A 21395-nucleotide genomic window follows, 5' to 3' on the forward strand; every position below is an offset into this window, starting at 1 on the left:
TTATAAATGTTGAAATTTTAATTTAAGTGTATTTTTTACACTAAGCTATTTCTGGTGGTAATTTCGGGAACGTTCCCGACGTTTTTCAACAGATTAAGGAATATTTTTCGGGAACGTTCCCGAAAAATTCGGTAAATTCTGCTTAAAATACACTAAGTGAAGATTTTTTTTGATTAAAAACAGGCAAAAATAACTGTCTTTTTTTTAGGGTTTTTGAGGCGAATTTGAGGTCGAATTTCGCATGATAATTTTTGATTGCAAAACCAGTTCTTTTGGGCGTTTTTTATCACCATCCGAGCTCAAAATATCGAATAACATTTTGGCCGCTTCTGTACCTATCTCTGTGGCTGGCTGAGTAATTGTAGTTAAAGATGGGTTGAGCAACGGCGCAATTTCTAAGCTCGAAAAGCTAATTATTTTTAAATCCCGAGGAATAGAAATATTCAAATCATAACAAGCGTAATAAGTGGCAAATGCTAAACGCTCTACAGAGGTGAAAACACCATCGGGTTTAAGTTCGGTTAATGCAGACTTAATAATTACACTGTTTTCTTCATAGCTGTTGCTACAATCTACAATCAAATTCTCATCGAATGGTAATTTATATTTCTCTAATGCATCTATGTAACCCTGCATACGAGTTTTACCAATTGATAAACTTTTATTTACCACTAAATAAGCAATCCTTTTAGAACCTTGCTCTATTAAATGCTCGGTAGCTAAAAAGCTACTATTATAATCGTTTGTAACTACTCTTGGGGTTTCAATATCTTCGTAAATTCTATCGAAAAAAACCAGTGGTAACTGCCTGGCGCCAAATTTGTTCAAATAATTATGGTCATTTGCCTCTCCCGAAACCGACATAATTATACCATCTGCTCTACCGTTATGCAAGTGGCGAATAAAATTTACCTCTTTCGAATAGTCATCATCGGTTACGTAAATTAGAATATGGTAACCATTTTCTCTTGCAACACGCTCTATACCATGAATAGCCTGCGAGAAATAATTATTGGCCAACTCTGGAACAATTACAGCAATGGTTTTACTTTTTTGCTCTCTTAAATTACTAGCATAATGATTGGGCTGGTAGTTTAACTCTTTAGCTTTTGATAGAATAAGTTCCTTTGTTGAAGCATTAATATCACTATTATCTCTAAAAGCCCTTGAGATTGTAGATGTAGATAAATTTAGGGCTTCAGCTAATTTCTTTATATTAATACTATCCATTTTTGGTTAAAAAGCATGATTATTATAAAATAATGGTGTAAATATAAAGGATTAATACACTAATTGTAATGATCTTCTTATAAATCAATAATTAAAACAAAAAACCATTTTACCTCTTTGAGAAGGTATTAAAACTCATACTAATATGTATTAAGATTTAACGCAAAAAAATAATCTATATTTATAAAACAAAATATAGACTAAACGTATTAATACTATAACAAGCTTATAAAAGCAATGGCTGCGTGTTACAGCCTGTAATTGGTATTAGGAATAAAAGATGGAAAATAAAAGAATTCTTATAGCTGATGACGATGAAGGAATAGTTGATGCTGTTACAATGATACTACAAGTTATGGGTTATGAAGTTGATTTTACCTACGATGGCGGAGCAGTATTAGATGCCGTTAAAAACAAACCCGATTTAATTTTACTTGATATTTGGATGAGCGGACACGATGGCAGAGATATTTGCAAACAACTTAAAAGCGACCCCATTTACAAAGAAATTCCAATCTTGATGATTTCTGCAAGTCGGGATATTAAACAGTCGGCTCTTGATGCAGGCGCTAACGATTTCATGGAAAAACCCTTTGAAATGGATTCTTTACTAAATAAAGTAACTCATTTACTTAATTAATTTTAAGCAAGCATGTAAATAAATCTACCAAACCGAAGTAGTAGTTAAAATAATTTACGTTTTATTCTTTGCAAAAAACCAGTCCTTACAATCCATCAAAACAATCTTCTATGTGCTCTTTCCATGTTTTGTAAAGAAAAAAATCTAATTCAAGATTCAAGATAAAAATCCCGAATTTTAAATGATTAGATGTCTGAAGAAAACCTACCAGTATTAAGAAAAATTATTCATATTGATATGGATGCTTTTTACGCGTCTGTTGAGCAACGTGATTTTCCAGAATATAGAGGGAAACCTTTAGTTGTGGGTGGCAAACCCGATAGCAGAGGAGTGGTATCAACCGCAAGTTACGAAGCTCGTCAATTTGGAATCCGTTCGGCAATGTCTTGCAGTAAAGCTTATCAACTTTGTCCTTCAGCAATATTTGTATATCCTCGATTCGATGCTTATAAATCAGTATCAAGAAGTATTAGAGAGATTTTTAGCCGTTATACCGATTTAATTGAACCACTTTCTTTAGATGAAGCTTATCTTGATGTTACTGAAGATAAACTTGGAATTGGGTCGGCAATTGATATTGCCCAATCTATAAAAGATGCCATAAAAAACGAGTTAAATTTAACAGCGTCTGCTGGTGTTTCTGTGAATAAATTTATCGCCAAAATTGCTTCTGACATGAATAAACCCGATGGATTAACCTTTATTGGTCCATCAAAAGTTAAAGCCTTTATGGAAAAATTGCCAGTAGAAAAATTCTTTGGTGTTGGTAAAGTAACCGCCGCCAGAATGAAGGCCATGCAAATTAATACTGGTGCTGATTTAAAAAAATTAACAGAACAGCAACTCATCTCCCAGTTTGGCAAAACAGGTAAATTTTACTACAAAGTAGTGCGAGGAATAGATGAACGGCCAGTACAATCTAACAGAGAAAGTAAATCTGTTGGCGCCGAAGATACGCTTTCAGAAGACACAAATGACGATTCGGTAATGCATAGCTTGCTACAAGAAATTAGTGCTACGGTTGCAGGGCGTTTAGAAAAGCATCAGCTTAAAGGTAAAACGGTAACACTAAAAATAAAATTCGAAGATTTTAAACAAATAACGAGAAGCCGATCTTTTACAACACCTATTAATAATACTGAAATAATTTACGATGAAGCCATTAAATTACTTAATGAAGCAAATATCGGCTTATCAAAAGTTAGGCTTCTTGGGATTACTTTATCAAGATTTTACGATGAAGTTTCGATTGATAAGCCAGAAAGCAATCAACTGGAATTTGAATTCTAGTAGCACAATTGGAGTTGCTACACAAGACTTACCCTCCGTTTATTAATATATATTTATTTCAGATTTCCTAAATGTTTAAAAATCTCTACAAAAATCAACTTTTCCTTCACCGTACTTTATCGCAATAAACAATAAATCAATACTATACAAAAAAAATAATTCTATTTAACCACAAAAAATACTTAACTTAACTTGTCAGAAATTAAACAAGCTTTCATGAAAGGCATCATTAAAAAAAACGCCGTCGCATTAACTCAAGAGTTAGATTGGTTGTCAAAAATTATCAACACAAGTATAAAATTATTTTTAGGTCAGGAAACAGAATATAAAAGCATATATGATATTCAGCCACCCGATGTTACTTTAGATGAGTCTTTTTATGCTGAAATAATTAAGCGAGACCAAACAAGTATTGCTGAAAGAATTGTTTTACTTTTATCTATTGCGCCTCATATAAAACCAGAGATGCTTGATGTTTTCTTAATTAAAAATGAAAATCTCAATAAAAATTTCACTGAATTTGGTGGCGTAAAAGATGTTAAAAATAACGGATTTATTCCAACGGGTGAAACCGCAGCATTTATTCTAGCCATGAATAATTTAGAAAAAAGGTTTAATTTGTTTAATCTTTTTTGTGATGATCATTACTTCAGCAAAAGAAATATTCTACACATTATAAAGCCAAAAGGATATGAGCCATATTTATCAGGTGCGTTGGTACTTTCTTTAGAATACTTAAGCTATCTAACAGTAGGTGTTTCTAAATTTACTGCAGTCCATTCTGATTATTAGGGTCCGCTTGAGATGGGTTTATTTCTGTCTTAAATCTTTCATTAAATTTGCGCCATCCACATATTCAAGTCAGTAACAGATGGTATACCAATTTTCTTTCTTATTCTATACTTTTTACCCTCAACTGCACGAACGGAGCTCTTTGTGTAACGAGCAATCTCCTTAGTTTCAAAATTTAATCGTAACAAAGCACAAAACTCTACCTCCGCTGCAATTAAATTAGGTGCAATACTTAAAAGTTTCTTACTAAATTCAGTATCAAACTCGTTAAATTTAATAAAAAATGCAGGGTTATTCTCTACAGCAAGTTGAACAATATCCTTCAATTCTTCTGTTTTAGCTGGAGATTGTGCACCATTATTAATTTCTGCTTTCTTAACCAGGTCATTTATTTTCTGATGTGCCCTTTCTATAGACATTGCACTCTCCGTTCTTAATAAAATTTCTGCATCATTTAACTTAACTATGAATATGATAAGCAAAACAGCAAAGAGAACTACTAGAAAAAGTGAACCCAAATAAAATTTATTTAACAGTGTGGTTGTTTCTTTATAGTTTTTAAGTGCATAAACCTTAAACTCATCAATCATTTTGTAATTAATGTCTTTTAAATTGCTTATTATGCTTTGTAATTCATTGCTAATGTGACTATTCAAAACAATAAGTTCTCCCTGCATTGTAAGCAGTTTTTCATTTTCTCGCTGCAGTTGTTGCAATTTTCTCAGATATTCTTTTCTACCATCGCCAGCAATATTTTTATTATAAGAATCGGTTACATGTGTATTTTTATTATTGATGATTTTAATGCTTTCAGTTTTATCTTTATTTGAAATTGCATCTTTAATTCTTTTAAAGAAACTCTTTTTTTCAACCTTCACCACTTTTAAAATTGTATCTGCATTACTTTTAATATCGGATTCTTGCTTATGAGAGTTTACATCTATTTTTTTTAAATTTTGGGAAGCCTCTTTATTAAAATTTGCATAAATAGTTAAGAGGGAGTCAAAACTATGTTTAAGCACGAATAATTTATCGGATAGTTTAGATTTTTGATGATACCAAAATTTAACCTTGTTTACTTGCTTGGTATTAAGTTGTGAAGTATCTGTTCTTTCCTTAAGAAGTGTATCAATCATAAGAAACACTTTAGATAGCTTAACATTATAATCTGCGTACTTTTTATTACTTGCACGCACCAAAGATTCTTGAAAATCGCCTTCAGCTTCATGTATAAGTAACAAGATTTTCTCGGGTTCTAATTGACTATGCTCTATATTAGTAGCCAGACTAGATATATCACCTAGTTTTTCGTTTATTGTATTTAAAACAATAATTGCTGCGCCAACGGCAATAATCACAAAAATTAAGAAAACAGAAAGTATTTTTTTGGCTAAAGCCCAGGTATAAGTAAAATTCATTAATGGGATTGATAGGGATAAGAAGTAGGATAATCTAAACTTGTTTATAAATAATTTAACAAAATTGAAAATAATCAAAGAAATAACCCCTACTCACATCTACACATTTCATTAAATAGCCTATTTAAATGCTTAAAATTTATTGATAACAATTTTAAAACTTAAATTAGGCTTAATATCCTAAAATTCCAAGGTTTTATAAGATTGAAAATCAAACACTTTTTTTTTAACTAAACAAGTGTTTATTTTCTCGCAATTGATAATCAGCATTTTACCACTATCGTGTAGATCTGCGTATTTATTATTTTTTAAAACTTCATTAAAAACGATTCTTTTGTTCGACACAACTTATTAAGGCTAAAAAATAAAAACATGAGAACCAATTTTTTTCAATCCATTAATAATTTACCAGAAGCAGATTCGTGGAAAATAGACATTGCATTTACAGATGAAAGCCGAATGATTGTAACTGTTTTTAGTAGTGAACAAAAAGTTAAGAATGAACTTCCAGTTGCCATCTTTGTTGGCTCACCAAAAGAGATTAATGAAGTTTTCTTTGATGCACTAATATCGAAGGCTAAACCGAATACCTCACTTTTTTTAAATGTAGAGGTTCATCAACAAACGAACGAATTTTTAAAACAAGTTTATGTATAGTAATCATCTTCTAGATTTTTGAGCAAAAAAAAGCCTTACCGCTCTTGGTAAGGCTTTGCGCCAATTATGGTGCTCCCTCTGCTGGGCTCGAACCAGCGACCCTCTGATTAACAGACGGACGTAATCTATTTCTAACAATATGTTTATCAAATAGTTACAAGCCTTCAAAGAAATCCCGTAATGTATTTGTAACGGTTTTTATTTTGTTTAACTAAATATACGGCTTTATTGAGGAATATAAAAACCAGCAATAGCTTTTTATATCTCTATGCTTTGAACAAATCGTCCATGGTCACCTCATTTTGTACGAGACCAGTTTTATATAGGTTATCCTTCGTACCATAAGTGGTGACCATTGTCAGGAATAAGGTTTTCTTTGTTTTTGTTTCCGCTTTAAAAATCTTCAATTTGTCCTGGAGTTCCGCAGCATAAGACTTGCTAATTGCATATTCTTCGTTCGAAAATTTCATTTCGCAAATGCTGATACATACATCTTGCCTATCTAAAAGCAGATCGACCTGGGCTCCCTTACCTAATTTGCCTGGCGCAAACCTCCAGGCTGACTCTTCTGAATAGATGCCCGAAATTCCGATGACTTGCTTGATCTGGACAGTATGCTTTAGGCAAATACTTTCAAAAGCTATTCCGCTCCAACTTTTCCATGATTGTGAGCTCGCCTTCTTGATCCATGTTCCCTGGCCTGTTGCCCTCGAATGCTCAATAAATTTTAGATAAAACAAGCTGTATTCATCAGCTAGCTTATATATTGATTCCTTAACGTTTCTTTGAAATGGAAGATAAATACTTACAAAGCCGGACTCCATCAACTCATCCAATAATTTGGTCGTACCACCACCACTAACCAACCCGCATTCCGAGATGATTTCATTTCGAGTTAATCCAGAAGACTTTGCTGCAAGCGCTTTGACGATTGCAATATGCCTGTCAGCCATTTCGAACAAAGAGCTATAAAGATTTTTAAATTCATTAACCAACAACCCTTCCTTGGTGAAACACAACCTATCAATAATTTGAGTGGCACTTTCTCCTTTTTTAATCTCTTTTAGATAATGTGGTATTCCCCCCAAGGCCATATAAACTTGTAATATTTGATATTGGTCCAGGTTTACCGACTTGGTTTTGAGATATGCAGAAGTTTCATAAAGCGTGAAAGGAAGCAGGCGCATTCGTCGAGTGATCCTATTATGTAACCCACCTTTATTATTTACAATATTCTGGATCATCCATGAGGCGGCAGAACCGCATATCGCAACAATTAGATTTTCTTGTTTTGAACCCCATGAATTCCAAAAATACTCAAAGGCGGATAGAAATCCAGATTTGGGTGAACTCAGCCATGGAAATTCATCAAAGAAAATAACCGCTTTTTGTTTTTTTAGCAATGGCTCGGAGAAATTGATGAGCAACCTAAATGCTTCAGTCCAGTTTTTGGGAATTGCTGGGGGAATTGGTGAATTCAATGCCTTTGCGATCACATTCCTAAAATTATCCAATTGTTCGTGCACCGGGGCGTTGTGTACACCTGAAAACTCACAGATTAAATTTCGGCTATAAACCTGGCTGATCAGAAATGTCTTGCCTACTCTTCTTCGTCCATAAACCGCAACAAGTTCGGCTTCGTTAGAGCTAAGTGCTTCTTTTAATATATCTATTTCCGCTTTCCTGCCAATAAGCTTTTCCATACAAGATTAAAGTTAATATCCTTCAGCAAATATATATACTTTTGGCGAGCTATTAAAATAGATAGCTCGCCAAATCTATTCAAAATATAGGCTTTTGGCGAGATATCAAAAACGATAGCTCGCCAAATCTATAATATTAAATTCTTTGTTGAAATTTTAAAACATTATCACTGAAAAACGCAGTACAATTACAGAGAAGCTTTATTTAAATAGCAATAAACTCTAGTGTTATAAACATATCCAAGTTTTACAGAATCCTTTTGAAGTATTAAATTTCCACCGTTTTTTGATATCAAACGTAAAGTATATTTAACCAAAATTTGTCAATTGAAAGATTGACGGTAGGCCAAAGGTGACATCTCGGTTTTATTTTTAAATAGTTTGTTGAATGACTGTGTACGTTGATAGCCTAAGTGGTATGCAATTTCGGAAACTGATAATGTTGTTGAAGAAAGATATTCTTTTGCTCTCTCAATCAATATTTCTTGAATGTGTTGCTGAGTACTTTGGCCAGTAAGAGAACGCATTGCGTCACTCAAATAGTTAGGGGACAAATTCATTTGTTCCGCTAAATATTCCACTGTAAGTAGTCCGCTTTGCAAACCACGTTCTTTATCATAATATTCATTGATAATTGTTTCGGCCCTGACTAAAAGATCATCATTTACTGCTTTTCGCGTAATAAACTGTCTTTCGTAGAAACGGTTGCTGTAAGTCAGTAACAAATCTACCTGGGCAAGGATTACACTTTGCGTATGACGGTCGATATGCTGGTATTCTTCTTCTATTTTTTTGAAAATGGCAATCATGCTGTTTTCTTCTTTTTCGGAAAGATGCAAAGCTTCATTTACTGAATACAAAAAGAAACTGTAATTTTTTATATTTCCTGCTAATGGATGCTTTGCCAAAAAATCAGGATGAAACATCAGCACATATCCTGTTCCCATAGTTTCATTGAAAGTATTGGTTGTTTCAACTTCAACCGATTGAACTTGTCTTGGCGCTGTAAAAATCATTGTACCACTGTCGAAATCATAATAATTCTGGCCATATTTTATTTTGGACTGAATTTTATTTTTTAGCGAAATGATATAAAAATTTGTGGTGAATTTTTTCCATACACTAGAACTGATGGCGTGCAGTTCAGAAACCTGTACCACACTTATCAAAGGGTGTAATGGTGGAGGAATGGACAATAATCGATGGAATTCAGATAAGGAATTGATAGTTTGCATACCCTTTTATGTCTTAGGAATTATAAGTTACTTTATTGCTTTTGTTTCCAATACAAAAATCCGAACAAAATTAACGCTAAAAATTCTATTAACAACCACCATAATTGTTTGATAAAAAAGCCGCCCCAAACGAAGGCCATTACTCTTACCATGATTACGCCAACGGTTAATGTAGCAAGGAACGCAGTTGTGATTAAACCCCACGATGTACAGTTGTTATTAAATATCAAAAACAGGCCTAAACCAACTATAATACCCCACTTCACTCTTTTCTCTATCATTTGGTAAGGATCTATTGGGCCGGAAAATCTACCCAATAGATCCGGCTTTATTGCCAGAATAAAGCCAGTAATTAGCAATATTACACCTGATATTTTTAAGAACAAATTCATATTAAAATGAAACGGATAAAAATTAATGTTTATTTATTGTTGTGTTTTTTATGGTAAAGAAAAAATTAAATATTTGCTTGAAAGAACGGAATTAATTGTTTTAATGCTTCTTTAGTAGCTTCGGGTTGGTCGTACAAATCATAGTGGCTGGCACCTTTTACGATATGTATTTTTTTGTTGGCTGATGCAGCTTTGTTATATAAATCGAAGCCGTCTCTGTATGAACCAAAACCTCCAACTTTGTCTCCAACAATTACCAACAGAGGTTGTGTAAGGAAATATTCCGCCAAATGAAAAGCATCAAACATAATCAGGTTGCTCATGCTTGTAAAAAGTAATTTATTGCAAGAGTTTGGATGTTGTCCGCGAGGTGTTCTGTAATAATCAATAGCTTCCAACAAGTCCATTTCTTCCAATCCTAATTTTTCTGCTTCTTCGGCAGAATCAGGTATCCAGTTATTGATAATCTTTTCAGCACCGTTAGCCTCTGCTGTACGTTGTTGTGAAACTGCTGTAAGAGTTTCAATAGGATTAGCTTCTCTGAAAGCCCGGCTTGCATTAGTACCTATTACGGTTGCTATAGCTTTAATTCTTTTTTCCGAAAGAGAAGCATTGGCTGCATATCCACCACCTGCACAAACACCCATAGCACCGATGCGGTCGTTGTCAACAAATACCAAGGTTGTCAAATAATCTATGGCACAACGAATGTCTTCAACCCTTGTTGCGGGATCTTCCAAAAATCTTGGTTCGCCCCCGCTTTCACCCTGAAAAGAAGCATCAAACGCTAAAGCTATAAATCCATTTAGAGCTAGCTCGGTAGCATACAAACCTGCAGTCTGCTCTTTCACACTGCTTCCAGGATGTACACAAACAATGGCAGGATATTTTTTGGTATCATCAAAGTTTTCTGGAAGAAAAATATTTCCGGCTAAATCCCAAGTTCTGTTTTTAAAACTTACTTTTTGCATTATTATTTTATTTAATGTTTACAATACAAAATTCAGCAAATACTTAAAATGGAATGTTTCCAAATCAGGGTTAGTTGTATCCAAATTTCTACGGATTATCATTATTCCCTCGTTTTTTGAAAGGCTTTTTGATTGACTATACAAACACTGCCATTAGTTTTTAACCTAAAAATGGTCATTGTTCATTATCAAAAACCTAAAATTAATTTTGATTAATGAAATGGGTTTATGATAATTATGAAAACATCAACTAGGTTTTTATGCCGTTGGGTTCTCTTTTAGATTTGCCAATTTAGATTATCATTAAACGAGGGAATTTTGGTAATTATTAAGAAAAATAAAAAGCCCGGTAAATTTCGATTTTGTCATATGACAAGTGCCGGCACTTATTTAGAACACACCTTTGTGCTATAAATAAAATTGAAAAATGAAATCGATTATAATTACAGGCGCAAATAGTGGAATAGGCTATGAATGTGCAATGCAAATGGCTAGATTAGCTCCTAAAGAGTCTATCATAATAGCCTGTAGAAATATCACAGCTGGAAATTTGGCTGCCGAAAAAATAAAAAAAGAGACCGGGCATCCAAGATTAGTATGTATGGAGCTTGACCTTGCCTCACTTCAGTCCATCCGGGAATTTGAGATAGCGTTTTCAAAAACTGATCACAAGGAAATATCTGCTTTAATAAACAACGCGGGATTGCAGCATATCGGTGAGACAGCATATACAAAGGACGGATTTGAAATTACTTTTGGAACTAATCATTTGGGTGGTTTCTACCTTACGCAATTGCTCACCCCATACATGATAAGTGGTGCGAGCATTACTTTTACTGCAAGTGATACACATGACCCACTAACAAAAACTGGAATTGAACCGCCGGTTTATACCAGTGGCAGTGAACTGGCTTTCCCTCAAAAAACTACGGAAAAAGCAACGACCGTTGGTCAAAGGCGTTATTCAACTTCAAAGTTATGTAATGTAATGACAGCCTACCTCTTTCATGAAAAATTAGCACCCCTTGGGATAAGGGTTAATGCATTTGATCCTGGTATGGTTCCAGGCACGGGATTAGCAAAAAATTATCCAGCAATTTTAAGATTTGTATGGAATCACATCATGCCTGTTCTTACCCATTTTAAAAAGAACACAAACACTGCGGTATTATCTGGAAGCCGTTTGGCTGACCTTGGCTATTCAAAAAAGTATGCTGACTTGAACGGAATATACTTTTCTGATGGAGAGGTCACTAAATCCTCATCTGATTCTTATAATGAAAAGTTCCAGAAAGAACTATGGAACTCGAGCATCGAACTGATTAAAGGTTAATTATTGGTATAATTGAAATAAGTATCTCATTACTCCAAGAATTTTTTTAATTCATTACATATGGAAAAACTTATAGATTATCTATTACACTTTGGGAGCCTTAATGACCAACAGATCGCTTTTATAAAAAAGCATGCAACTGAATTATTGCTGAATGAGGGAGATTACTTCTCAGAAGCAGGAAAGGTTGCCAATCGGGTTGGTTTTATTCTTGATGGAATAATCAGGGTAAGTTACTATAATAAAAATGGAGAGGATGTGACCCGTTACTTTATTGATGAAGATAATTTTGTTGTTGATCTTAATAGTTTTGATAACCGGATCCCCTCATCTGAATATGTGCAGGCGGTTACGGAGTGCAAACTTTTGGTCTTCTCTAAAAAAAGCTGGGAAGATCTTTCTCATACCATTCTGGGATGGGATGCCATTGTTGCTAAAATAACATCAAAGGGCTTATTACAAAAAATTGAGCGGATTAGCCCCTTAATTGCGGAAGATGCCACAACTAGATATCTGACTTTTTTAGATAGATACCCTGGAATTGCTAACCGCGTCGCATTGGTGTTTATAGCATCGTACCTTGGTATTACGCCTTCATCATTGAGCAGAATCAGAAGAAGTATATGATGAATGTCCAGCTAGCTAAAATTAAATTATGTTTTTGATCATTATATCTGTTCTTGGACTATTGGTTATAGGAACCATTCTCTATGGGATATCAATATCAGAAAAGGGATATACCGGTCCTGTCAGTAGCCATTTTGACGGCAAGAAATTCTTAAATCCAAATGGAGTTAAGGGTAACGGTTTTTGGAATGTGCTTAAATGGAGCCTTTCAAGGAAAAAGGGTGAGTGGAAAGCTGATTATAAAGATTATGCCTCCAAAGATAAAATCCTGGACGTTTCTAAAAATGAAGCTAAAATACTATTTGTCAACCATAGTACTTTTTTGATTCAAATAGATGGAATGAATATTTTAATTGATCCCGTGTGGTCAATGCGTGCCAGTCCACTATCCTGGGCAGGCCCCAAACGCCTGCGCCAGCCAGGAATTCATCTTGATTCTCTTCCAAAAATTGATTTGGTGCTGCTTACTCATAACCATTATGATCACCTGGATATAGATACCATTAAAGCAATAGACAAACATCACCGTCCTGAATATATTGTACCTCTAGGCGTAGATAATATTCTAAAAAGACTGCATATTTCAAAAGTTCGGCAACTTGACTGGCATCAGCATTCAATGTTTGACAAACTCAAGATAACGGCAACTCCAGCCATCCATTTTTCCGGACGTGGCATGCTTGACACAAATAACACTTTATGGTGCGGATTTATGATCAATGGATTTAAAAACCTTTACGTTGTGGATGATACAGCCTATGATGATCAGCTCTTTAAGGATGTTAGAGGGAAATATCCACCTATCGACCTTTCTATAATTCCTATAGGTGCTTACAAACCAAAATGGTTTATGTCGCCGATCCACACCGACCCAGATGAGGCAGTCCTGATTCATGAGGACACTGGTAGCAAAAAAAGTATTGCCTGTCATTTTGGAACTTTTCAATTGGCTGATGAAGGGCTTGAAGATGTTTTTCAAGATTTGGATAAGGCACTCAGTAAGTCTGGCGTTTCGTCTGAATCACTCATTCTATCTAAGGAAGGGGTAGCCTATGTATGTTAATCTGGTAAACAGCGGATCCTAAAAAAGTCTTTTATAAAACATTTTGCTACAACGGCGATCCTTGATTATCAAATACTCGTCTCAATTGCTATCACTAAACGGTCGAATATTGAGAATGTTCTTAAACTTGTAGACCCGAACTCTATCCTTGAGATTTTAACGAAAACAAAGATTAATAGGAATAAAAATAATAGGAAGCGTGGCTATTTCAATGTTGGATCCCCTCAAAATATTTACGCGTTTTTCTTTTTTTTGTATTGTCCCGCTACTTTGTTTATCAATGTTTTCTCAAAATTCAGTATAGCTTCGCAGTGATCGAATGAGGTCGCACTTCCGCGGATTGACCCTATGCGACAGACAATAAAATGCGTGCAAATTCTGTGCAAATTGAATATCAACGATAGTATCGAGTTGTCCGAAATAATAATGTTGACCAACATACATAAACTTCTCAACACCCAACTTTTCCGCTTGATCCGCTGTTTTCCAAAAAAATAATAAAATTTTTGCTGTGCAAATTTTGTGCAAATAAAAAGCCCCACTCGGACGGAATGGGGCTAACTGATTGATTATCAGCTCCCTCTGCTGGGCTCGAACCAGCGACCCTCTGATTAACAGTCAGATGCTCTAACCAGCTGAGCTAAGAAGGAATTTTATTCTGGTTTTATTCAATAAATTTACCAAAATCATTTGGCAATGTTGTCATAAAAAATCCCCACATTGCTGTGAGGATTTTTGCTCCCTCTGCTGGGCTCGAACCAGCGACCCTCTGATTAACAGTCAGATGCTCTAACCAGCTGAGCTAAGAAGGAGTACTGGTCGTTTCCTAAAACGCGGTTGTTTGTGCTTTGCGGCACATGTACCCTTGTTCGTTTTGGGAATGCAATATTAGGGCTTTTAAATTATTTATGCAATATTTGCAGTGAAAAAATTTTAAAAAAATTCAAAATAAAATATATGAGCCTGATAATCATAGGTACTGTAGCTTTTGATGCTATTGAAACTCCATTCGGAAAAACGGATAAAATTGTAGGTGGTGCGGCAACTTACGCCAGTTTAGCGGCTTCTTATTTCTATAACAAGTCAAAAATCGTTGCTGTTGTTGGCGATGATTTCCACAAATCGGACATCGACACTTTTACTGAACACGGAATTGACACCGAAGGATTACAAATTAAAGCAGGCGAAAAATCATTTTTCTGGTCGGGAAAATACCATAACGACATGAACAGCCGCGATACTTTAATCACCGAATTAAATGTACTGGAAAACTTCGATCCGATTATACCAGAAAGCTATCAGGACTGCGAATACTTAATGTTAGGCAATCTTACTCCACAAGTACAGCAAACTGTTATTAAACGCCTTAAAAACCGCCCTAAGTTAATCGTAATGGATACCATGAACTTTTGGATGGATATTATGATGGACGATTTATTAGAAACCATTAAAATGGTAGATGTTTTAACCATTAATGATGCTGAAGCCCGCCAATTATCTGGAGAATATTCTTTAGTTAAAGCAGCCAAGAAAATTTTAACAATGGGCCCTAAATATCTAATCATTAAAAAAGGTGAGCATGGCGCTTTATTGTTCCACGAAGACCAGATTTTCTCTGCTCCTGCTTTGCCTCTAGCCGAAGTTTTTGATCCAACTGGCGCTGGCGATACTTTTGCGGGTGGCTTTATTGGTTATTTAGCTAAAGTTGGTACAATCAACTTCAATAACATGAAAAATGCAATTATTTACGGTTCAGCATTGGCTTCATTCTGTGTAGAAAAATTCGGAACTGAAAAGCTTTTAAACTTAACTGATGAAGAAGTTGCTGGCAGGATCCAGGAGTTTGTAAACTTAAGCGCCTTTACTATAGAATTATAATGGTGTAAAGTTAAAAGTGTAAAGTTAAAAAGCATTCAACTTTATACTTTTAACTTTCCAATTGCCTGAAACTTTTCAAAAACAGCTTCAGTATGTGGTGCATCTTGCAATTCATCCGTTAAATCTTGCCCTGCCCAATGCTCGTAGTGTTTACCATTTCTCCATAAGCGGCTCTCGGTCATATCATAAATAAAACCATTATAAGCCACCCAAATATGTGGTTTATCCTGTCCGTTTCTTAAAGCAAGTTGTTGTTTGGTATAAACAGGTAAATCCATTTAATTTTTATTAAAACTTTTTTTGAAGCGCAATTGCTCTGCAAAACAATAAATTTCTACCCGTTTTTTTCTTTTACGCTTCGCTTTCTCGTACCTCGTTGCTGCAGGGTAACGCTTCAACCGGGGCTAATTTGCAAAACAGCAACTCATTTTTACCGTTTGCAGCTAGCAAATACTTTGTTTCTAAACCCGACAATAGCGGCAGCCCCGATTTTTTTCTATGAGGGCTAAAGCGAATGGCGGGACACAAGCCTACAAAAACTACTGTCCACTCATTTTCAAATATCAATTATCTATCTCCTTTTGATGCGCTTTGTTTTTAAAATATTCGTATAAATAAACATTCATTAACAAAAGGCTCATTAAATAGAAATGATCTTCGAAAGGAATTGTACCAACTCTAAAATTTAGAATTTCTTTGCTGTTATAAATCACCACAGGAATTGCAGTTAAAAATCCATTAACAATGTAAAACGGAATTAATGAAATTACATAAGCTCTATAAAACTTGTACATAAACCTAAATTTATGATTGCGATATTCTACAACATATAAAGTGATAAACAAGAAACCAAAATTAATAACCGTATACCAGCGACTGTAGCCAAAAAACAAAACAGCAATGCATAAGCCCAGCAAAGTATTACTTAATGCTAAACTGTATTTCTGCAAATTATTTGCAGGAAAATACGCGTTTAAACATTCGTAAATAAAAATACAGGCATAAGGAACAGTTAAAAAAAACAAAATTTCTTCTAATGGCAAACCGAAAAAGCTTATTCCTACTATATAATTGGGATTAAAAGACCATACATTTAGCTTTACAAAAAGTAAATCCCAAATTAAAAAAACTAAGCCAGTAATTAAAATTGCAGGAAAAACAAACTTCCATTTGCTAAAGAAATGCACCTTTTTATCGAATGATAAAACCAGTGGGAAGAAGATTACGCCAATATTAATGAGTAAATAAATATAGTTCATTTAAATGTGTTTCTTAAAAATTTTAATTTCATCTTCTGTACAACGGTCACTGTCTATCATAAATTTGGCAACGTTTTTTATGAGTGTTTCATCGGCAAGTCCAAAATTATTGCTTCGATAGTGTTTAACAATTTCCTTTCTATCTACCGTTAAATCTTTGCTAAATCCTAAAAAAGAAGGCGTATAATGTTCAATGGAGAAACGCATAAAACGAATCTCCATATTTTCCTTATCCATATTAATTGCCTTTTGCATAGTTTTCAATGAAATCTTTACATACTTAATTTTATTATATGGATTCCAGGAATGCTTGGCTTTTAAGGCCTCCAAAGTTCCGGTATAGGCTGTTATTAAGGCGGTTTTACTTGGCAACTTAACCAACTTATTATAAAGGGAATCGGTTAATTTTGAGCTTTCTACAGCTTTAACCAAATTGGTTTTAAGTATTGCAATTTCTTGCACAGAGAGCTGCGCCTTTAGGGCTATACTTGTTGTAAGTAACAGAAAAAGTGTTAGAATTTTGAATTTCATTTGTTCGGTAAAGTTAACAAAACATAATTATAGTGTTGTCATTACAATACTTCTGGTCAATTTCTGTCGGCAAAATACTAACAGGTAGAAAATCAACATCTTTTTTCACCGATATTTTGATTAATTCTATCTACATTTTGCTGCGCTTCAAACCAACTGACGCCAAATCTATAGCATCATAAAAATCAAAACAAAATCCCTAAAAATTGCTTTATTTACAAAATGAATAAAAAAGCTGATGTTACAGTAATTGGTGCAGGTTTCGCCGGCTTAGCTGCGGCGGCATTATTAGCTAAAGATGGTTTCGACGTTACCGTTCTGGAAAAGAATGAAATGGCAGGCGGAAGAGCCAGAACCTGGGAAAAAGATGGTTTTATTTTCGATATGGGTCCGAGCTGGTATTGGATGCCTGATGTTTTTGAAAACTACTATAAACTTTTTGGCAAAACAACATCTGATTTTTATGAACTTAAAAGACTGGAGCCTTCATACAGAATATATTTTGGCAAAAATGATGTTTTAGATGTTCCGGCAACACTAAAAGCTCTATACAACCTATTTGAAGAACTTGAGCCAGGTAGCACAAAAAATCTGGATTCTTTTCTAAAGCAAGCTAAATACAAATATGATGTTGGCATGAATGAATATGTTTTTAAGCCTTCGCACAGTGTAATGGAATACTTCGACCCTCGATTGGCGGTTAGCGGAATTAAATTACAGCTGCTTGGTAACATGCGAAAGCATGTTCATACCCTTTTTAAGAATGCTAAACTTAGAAAACTTTTAGAGTTTCCGGTTTTGTTTTTAGGTGCTACACCACAAAATACACCAGCACTGTATAGTTTAATGAACTATGCTGACTTGGTTTTAGGCACATGGTATCCAATTGGTGGCATGCATAAAATTGTTTCGGCAATGAAAAGTATTGCTGAAGAGCAAGGCGTAAAGTTCCTTTTTAATACTGAGGTGCAAAAAATTGAAGTAAAAAACTTTATTGCAGAGGAAATTGTAACAGATAATGGAAATTTTAAAACCGACTTTATTGTTGGCAATGCAGATTACCACCATATTGAGCAAAAGTTATTAGATAAACCTTTTAGAAAATATAGCGAGGACTATTGGGAGAATAGGACAATGGCGCCATCTTGTCTTTTGTTCTATATCGGATTAAATAAAAAGCTGAAAAACATTTTGCACCACAATTTATTTTTTGATGAAAACTTTGATGCACACGCAGAAGAGATATATACAGAAGCTAAGTGGCCATCAAAACCATTATTTTATGCTTGCTGCCCATCTGTTACCGATAAAAGCGTTGCACCTGATGGCTGTGAGAATCTTTTCTTTTTGATTCCGATTGCACCCGGACTGAAAGACAGCGAAACCAAAAGAGAAGAATACTTTAATTTATTGGTAAGCCGCTTTAAAGATTTAACCGGGAACGATATTAGCGATGCAATTTTATTCAAAAGAAGCTATGCAATGAATGACTTTATTGAAGATTATCACGCCTTTAAAGGAAATGCTTATGGATTAGCTAACACTTTGAAACAGACCGCTTTTTTAAAACCTAAGATGAAAAGTAAAGTAAAAAATATTTTTTTTGCTGGTCAATTAACTGTTCCAGGACCCGGAGTACCGCCTGCAATCATCTCTGGACAGGTGGTTGCAAAAGAAATAAAAAAAAAGTTAAAAAAAAGTTAAAAAAAGCTTGACAAATTTAAAATTTCCCTTATCTTTATAACCACAAAACAAAAACACTGCAAAACATGATTAAAACACATAATTAATCGAGGTTTGCATTTGTTTCGAAATTAGAGAGAAGGCAGATTTTTGAAATAAAACATAAGAATCAACTAACCAAATATATGATAAGCAAAAAGGGCCCGGAATTTTTTCCAGGCCTTTTGCTTTTTACCAATTTCGTTTCTAACCTTTATACTTCAAATTTTTATGGTAGCACTTTATACAAAAACTAAGTTTTAAGCATTACTATAAGTTAATTGGCCCCGATAAAATGGAAAGCCCGGATTTTGATATTTCTTCAAAAACGGACTTGAAATGATAGCGGGACTGCAAGAACCGATAACCACAGAAATTGCGCTTTAAAAATTACAGAAAAAATAAAAGGCTCCGATTAATATCGAAGCCTTCATTTTTCAATTGATGTGTTATTAAGCCATTTCTGCAATAGCTATGTCTTTTGAATATGTTTTAAGGTATTTCTTAAGGATACCTCTTGCTACGTGAATACGTGTTTTTACTGTTCCAATTGGAATATTTAACATATCTGCAATTTCGTGATATTTAAATCCTTCGAAATAGCGTATAAATGGAACATAATATTCTTCTGGTAATTGCGCCAATGCTTTATCTATATCGCCTAATACAAATTTACTTTCGGCTTGATTTCTTGAAGCACTATAAGAAAGATTTGCAGAAGAAATATCTTCACTCTGTGTAATTAATGTGTTTGTTTTAACCAAGCGACGATAGTTATTAATGAAAGTATTTTTCATTATCGTAAATAACCAACCTTTTAAGTTTGTACCTTCTTTAAACTTATTGTAATAAGTTATTGCTTTAAGCATGGTATCCTGAACTAAATCGTTAGCGTCTTCAGCATCTTTTGTAAAATTTAAGGCATAAGATCTAAGAGATACCGAATGGTGATTAACAAGATGGTTGAATTCGAATTTTGTCATGATGTTTAGCTTTAGGGTATGATTAAAAAAACAAATGAATTGTTCTCAATTCCACTAAACATAAACAAACTTAATACCAAAATTTTTGGCACGGTGCCAAAACCATTAATCTAGCTAGAAGCAAGACTTCGTCACAGAATATTTACTTCTCGTTCTAAAGTGACTCCAAAAGTAGACTTAACGCTGTCTATAATCTGAGCAGAAAAATTATATATTTCTTTACCAGTTGCATTTCCATGGTTTACTAAAACTAAGGCTTGGTTTTTCCAGGTTCCGGTTTGGCCTTCTACTTTACCTTTCCAGCCACACTGCTCGATTAACCAACCTGCGGCAAGTTTTATTTTATCATCGGGCGTAGGATAATGCACAACATCGGGGTGTTTTGCTACAACATTTGCAAACTCATATTTTTCGATAACCGGATTTTTAAAGAAGCTACCTGCATTCCCAATTGTTGATGGATCAGGAAGCTTGCTAACTCGAATATGCGACACCGCAGCTGAAACATCGGCAATACCAGGATTTTCTATACCTCTTTTCTGCAGTTCTGTCTCTATAGCGCCGTAAGAAGTATTAACAGCAGCCTCGGTTTTTAAGTTGAAAGTTACAGAAGTGATAATAAACTGTCCTTTTAAAAGGCCTTTAAAAATACTTTCTCGATAACCGAAATGACAATCAGCGTAATTAAAGGTTTTAATCTCTCCTGTTTTAATTTCAAATGCGGTACAACTTTCAAAAACATCTTTCAATTCTACACCGTAAGCGCCTATATTTTGAATAGGCGATGCACCAACTGTACCAGGAATGAGGCTTAAATTTTCTACACCTGCAAACCTGTGTTCGACACAATAATTTACAAAATCGTTCCAAACTACGCCAGCACCAGCAGTAACTGTTATATCTTTATCATTTACTTTAAAAGCTAGGCCTTTGATACTGATTTTAATAACCAACCCATCGTAATCCTGCGTAAAAAGCACATTGCTTCCGCCTCCAACAATTAAAAGCTTTTCAGTTTTTGTTAACTCATTTTGAAATAACGCTTTTAAATCGGCTTCACTAAATATTTCTACAAAAAATGCTGCTTTAGCATTTATGCCAAAAGTGTTGTAAGGTTTAAGCGAAATATTTTCTTGTATTTGAAGCATGTTGGTATTGATATAGCAACAAAAGTAAAATAAAATTCCAGGTTTATTAACCGATAATTAAACGATTTGGAATGCTAAGGCGTAATTTTGGTAATCGCTTTATCGAAATTAAAACTCAGCGCTTCTGTTGCCACTCCTTCTACTTTTACTCCCGATAATTTCCAACCAATAAATTTCGGTTTCGTTTTAGCCAAATCCAATAAACTATATCTACGTTTAGTTAAAGCAGCACTCACCAAACCAACGCTATCAGATTCTTTTTGACTTAAATGCTCAATCTCACTTTCTAAAACGGCTAGAACAGAATCCAACTCATTTCCTTTTTCTACGCTATCAGCGTAAGCTTCTGGTGAAATATTATACAGAGAATCTAATTTCGAATTTTCGAAATCAAGTTTTTGATTCTCGTTTGCAAATTTGGATTCCACAAGTTGTTCTGCCCTATCTTTATCGGTTTTTTTTGCACAAGAAATTAATACAAGTAAAATTGAGAAAAGGACTAAAAGATTTTTGCTATTCATAA

At 34.4% G+C, this 21395-nt stretch carries 21 protein-coding genes and 2 tRNA genes; 9 read left to right on the plus strand and 14 right to left on the minus strand.

All coding sequences use genetic code 11. The features are described from left to right. Nucleotides 1-204: 204 nt before the first annotated feature. Nucleotides 205-1230, minus strand: a complete 1026-nt coding sequence (locus ACFOUY_RS20320) for a LacI family DNA-binding transcriptional regulator (protein ID WP_378963119.1) — start codon at nucleotides 1228-1230, stop codon at nucleotides 205-207. A 280-nt stretch (nucleotides 1231-1510) separates the two neighbouring features. On the opposite strand from ACFOUY_RS20320, the gene ACFOUY_RS20325 reads away from it, so the two are divergent. The 3 genes from ACFOUY_RS20325 (at nucleotide 1511) to ACFOUY_RS20335 (ending at nucleotide 3952) form a co-directional block, all read left to right on the plus strand. Beyond that, nucleotides 1511-1870 carry a response regulator gene (locus tag ACFOUY_RS20325; protein ID WP_378963120.1) on the plus strand — a complete coding sequence of 120 codons (360 nt, stop codon included), beginning with the start codon at nucleotides 1511-1513 and terminating at the stop codon, nucleotides 1868-1870. 189 nt (nucleotides 1871-2059) lie between these two features. Continuing rightward, entirely contained in the window at nucleotides 2060-3160 is a 1101-nt protein-coding gene (gene dinB / locus ACFOUY_RS20330) for a DNA polymerase IV (protein WP_378963121.1), read from the plus strand. A 216-nt stretch (nucleotides 3161-3376) separates the two neighbouring features. After that, nucleotides 3377-3952 carry a hypothetical protein gene (locus tag ACFOUY_RS20335; protein ID WP_378963122.1) on the plus strand — a complete coding sequence of 192 codons (576 nt, stop codon included), beginning with the start codon at nucleotides 3377-3379 and terminating at the stop codon, nucleotides 3950-3952. A gap of 41 nt (nucleotides 3953-3993) precedes the next feature. Here ACFOUY_RS20335 and ACFOUY_RS20340 read toward each other — a convergent pair whose 3' ends face one another. Beyond that, nucleotides 3994-5310 (minus strand): helix-turn-helix transcriptional regulator, encoded by a 1317-nt coding sequence (locus tag ACFOUY_RS20340; RefSeq protein ID WP_378963123.1) that lies wholly within the window; start codon nucleotides 5308-5310, stop codon nucleotides 3994-3996. A 432-nt stretch (nucleotides 5311-5742) separates the two neighbouring features. Here ACFOUY_RS20340 and ACFOUY_RS20345 point away from each other — a divergent pair, with 432 nt between their 5' ends. Continuing rightward, nucleotides 5743-6027, plus strand: coding sequence for a hypothetical protein (locus ACFOUY_RS20345; protein WP_378963124.1), 285 nt, complete (start codon nucleotides 5743-5745; stop codon nucleotides 6025-6027). A 266-nt stretch (nucleotides 6028-6293) separates the two neighbouring features. On the opposite strand, the gene ACFOUY_RS20350 is transcribed toward ACFOUY_RS20345, so the two are convergent. From ACFOUY_RS20350 to ACFOUY_RS20365, 4 genes are all read right to left on the minus strand, one after another. Further along, a complete protein-coding gene (locus ACFOUY_RS20350; protein ID WP_378963125.1) occupies nucleotides 6294-7730 on the minus strand; it encodes an AAA family ATPase in 1437 nt (478 codons plus the stop codon). A 323-nt stretch (nucleotides 7731-8053) separates the two neighbouring features. After that, nucleotides 8054-8965, minus strand: coding sequence for a helix-turn-helix domain-containing protein (locus tag ACFOUY_RS20355; RefSeq protein ID WP_378963126.1), 912 nt, complete (start codon nucleotides 8963-8965; stop codon nucleotides 8054-8056). A gap of 32 nt (nucleotides 8966-8997) precedes the next feature. After that, a complete protein-coding gene (locus ACFOUY_RS20360) occupies nucleotides 8998-9357 on the minus strand; it encodes a hypothetical protein (RefSeq protein ID WP_378963127.1) in 360 nt (119 codons plus the stop codon). A gap of 65 nt (nucleotides 9358-9422) precedes the next feature. Next, the gene (locus tag ACFOUY_RS20365; protein ID WP_378963128.1) at nucleotides 9423-10328 is read right to left on the minus strand and encodes an alpha/beta hydrolase; all 906 of its coding nucleotides are present in this window, start codon (nucleotides 10326-10328) and stop codon (nucleotides 9423-9425) included. Nucleotides 10329-10755: 427 nt separating this feature from the next. Between ACFOUY_RS20365 and ACFOUY_RS20370 the strand changes: the two genes are divergently transcribed. Genes ACFOUY_RS20370 through ACFOUY_RS20380 form a run of 3 tightly spaced genes read left to right on the plus strand, consistent with a single transcriptional unit; the run spans nucleotide 10756 to nucleotide 13351 of the window. Further along, nucleotides 10756-11661, plus strand: a complete 906-nt coding sequence (locus tag ACFOUY_RS20370; protein WP_378963129.1) for an SDR family NAD(P)-dependent oxidoreductase — start codon at nucleotides 10756-10758, stop codon at nucleotides 11659-11661. A gap of 60 nt (nucleotides 11662-11721) precedes the next feature. Beyond that, nucleotides 11722-12288, plus strand: a complete 567-nt coding sequence (locus tag ACFOUY_RS20375) for a Crp/Fnr family transcriptional regulator (RefSeq protein ID WP_378963130.1) — start codon at nucleotides 11722-11724, stop codon at nucleotides 12286-12288. A gap of 28 nt (nucleotides 12289-12316) precedes the next feature. Then, entirely contained in the window at nucleotides 12317-13351 is a 1035-nt protein-coding gene (locus ACFOUY_RS20380; protein WP_378963131.1) for an MBL fold metallo-hydrolase, read from the plus strand. A gap of 576 nt (nucleotides 13352-13927) precedes the next feature. Here ACFOUY_RS20380 and ACFOUY_RS20385 read toward each other — a convergent pair. Both ACFOUY_RS20385 and ACFOUY_RS20390 read right to left on the minus strand, forming a co-directional pair. Next, nucleotides 13928-14001 (minus strand) — tRNA-Asn (locus ACFOUY_RS20385). A gap of 88 nt (nucleotides 14002-14089) precedes the next feature. Then, nucleotides 14090-14163, minus strand: a tRNA-Asn gene (locus ACFOUY_RS20390). Nucleotides 14164-14308: 145 nt separating this feature from the next. Between ACFOUY_RS20390 and ACFOUY_RS20395 the strand changes: the two genes are divergently transcribed. Continuing rightward, entirely contained in the window at nucleotides 14309-15229 is a 921-nt protein-coding gene (locus tag ACFOUY_RS20395) for a PfkB family carbohydrate kinase (RefSeq protein ID WP_378963132.1), read from the plus strand. Nucleotides 15230-15270: 41 nt separating this feature from the next. Here ACFOUY_RS20395 and ACFOUY_RS20400 read toward each other — a convergent pair whose 3' ends face one another. The 3 genes from ACFOUY_RS20400 to ACFOUY_RS20410 all read right to left on the minus strand — a co-directional run bounded on the left by ACFOUY_RS20400 (nucleotide 15271) and on the right by ACFOUY_RS20410 (nucleotide 17019). After that, nucleotides 15271-15507, minus strand: coding sequence for a cytochrome b5 domain-containing protein (locus tag ACFOUY_RS20400; RefSeq protein ID WP_378963133.1), 237 nt, complete (start codon nucleotides 15505-15507; stop codon nucleotides 15271-15273). Between the two features lie 285 nt (nucleotides 15508-15792). Next, nucleotides 15793-16488 carry a lycopene cyclase domain-containing protein gene (locus tag ACFOUY_RS20405; RefSeq protein ID WP_378963134.1) on the minus strand — a complete coding sequence of 232 codons (696 nt, stop codon included), beginning with the start codon at nucleotides 16486-16488 and terminating at the stop codon, nucleotides 15793-15795. Next, nucleotides 16489-17019, minus strand: coding sequence for a hypothetical protein (locus ACFOUY_RS20410; RefSeq protein ID WP_378963135.1), 531 nt, complete (start codon nucleotides 17017-17019; stop codon nucleotides 16489-16491). Nucleotides 17020-17241: 222 nt separating this feature from the next. Here ACFOUY_RS20410 and ACFOUY_RS20415 point away from each other — a divergent pair, with 222 nt between their 5' ends. After that, the gene (locus ACFOUY_RS20415) at nucleotides 17242-18723 is read left to right on the plus strand and encodes a phytoene desaturase family protein (protein WP_378963136.1); all 1482 of its coding nucleotides are present in this window, start codon (nucleotides 17242-17244) and stop codon (nucleotides 18721-18723) included. A 470-nt stretch (nucleotides 18724-19193) separates the two neighbouring features. On the opposite strand, the gene ACFOUY_RS20420 is transcribed toward ACFOUY_RS20415, so the two are convergent. The 3 genes from ACFOUY_RS20420 to ACFOUY_RS20430 form a co-directional block, all read right to left on the minus strand. Beyond that, nucleotides 19194-19724 carry an RNA polymerase sigma factor gene (locus ACFOUY_RS20420; protein WP_378963137.1) on the minus strand — a complete coding sequence of 177 codons (531 nt, stop codon included), beginning with the start codon at nucleotides 19722-19724 and terminating at the stop codon, nucleotides 19194-19196. A gap of 131 nt (nucleotides 19725-19855) precedes the next feature. Further along, on the minus strand, nucleotides 19856-20872 hold the full coding sequence (gene murB / locus ACFOUY_RS20425; RefSeq protein ID WP_378963138.1) for a UDP-N-acetylmuramate dehydrogenase: 1017 nt from the start codon (nucleotides 20870-20872) through the stop codon (nucleotides 19856-19858). 74 nt (nucleotides 20873-20946) lie between these two features. Beyond that, nucleotides 20947-21393, minus strand: a complete 447-nt coding sequence (locus ACFOUY_RS20430) for a hypothetical protein (protein WP_378963139.1) — start codon at nucleotides 21391-21393, stop codon at nucleotides 20947-20949. Nucleotides 21394-21395: the final 2 nt, after the last annotated feature.

The organism is Pedobacter jamesrossensis (assembly GCF_042650905.1).
GTDB classification, from domain to species: Bacteria; Bacteroidota; Bacteroidia; order Sphingobacteriales; family Sphingobacteriaceae; genus Pedobacter; species Pedobacter jamesrossensis.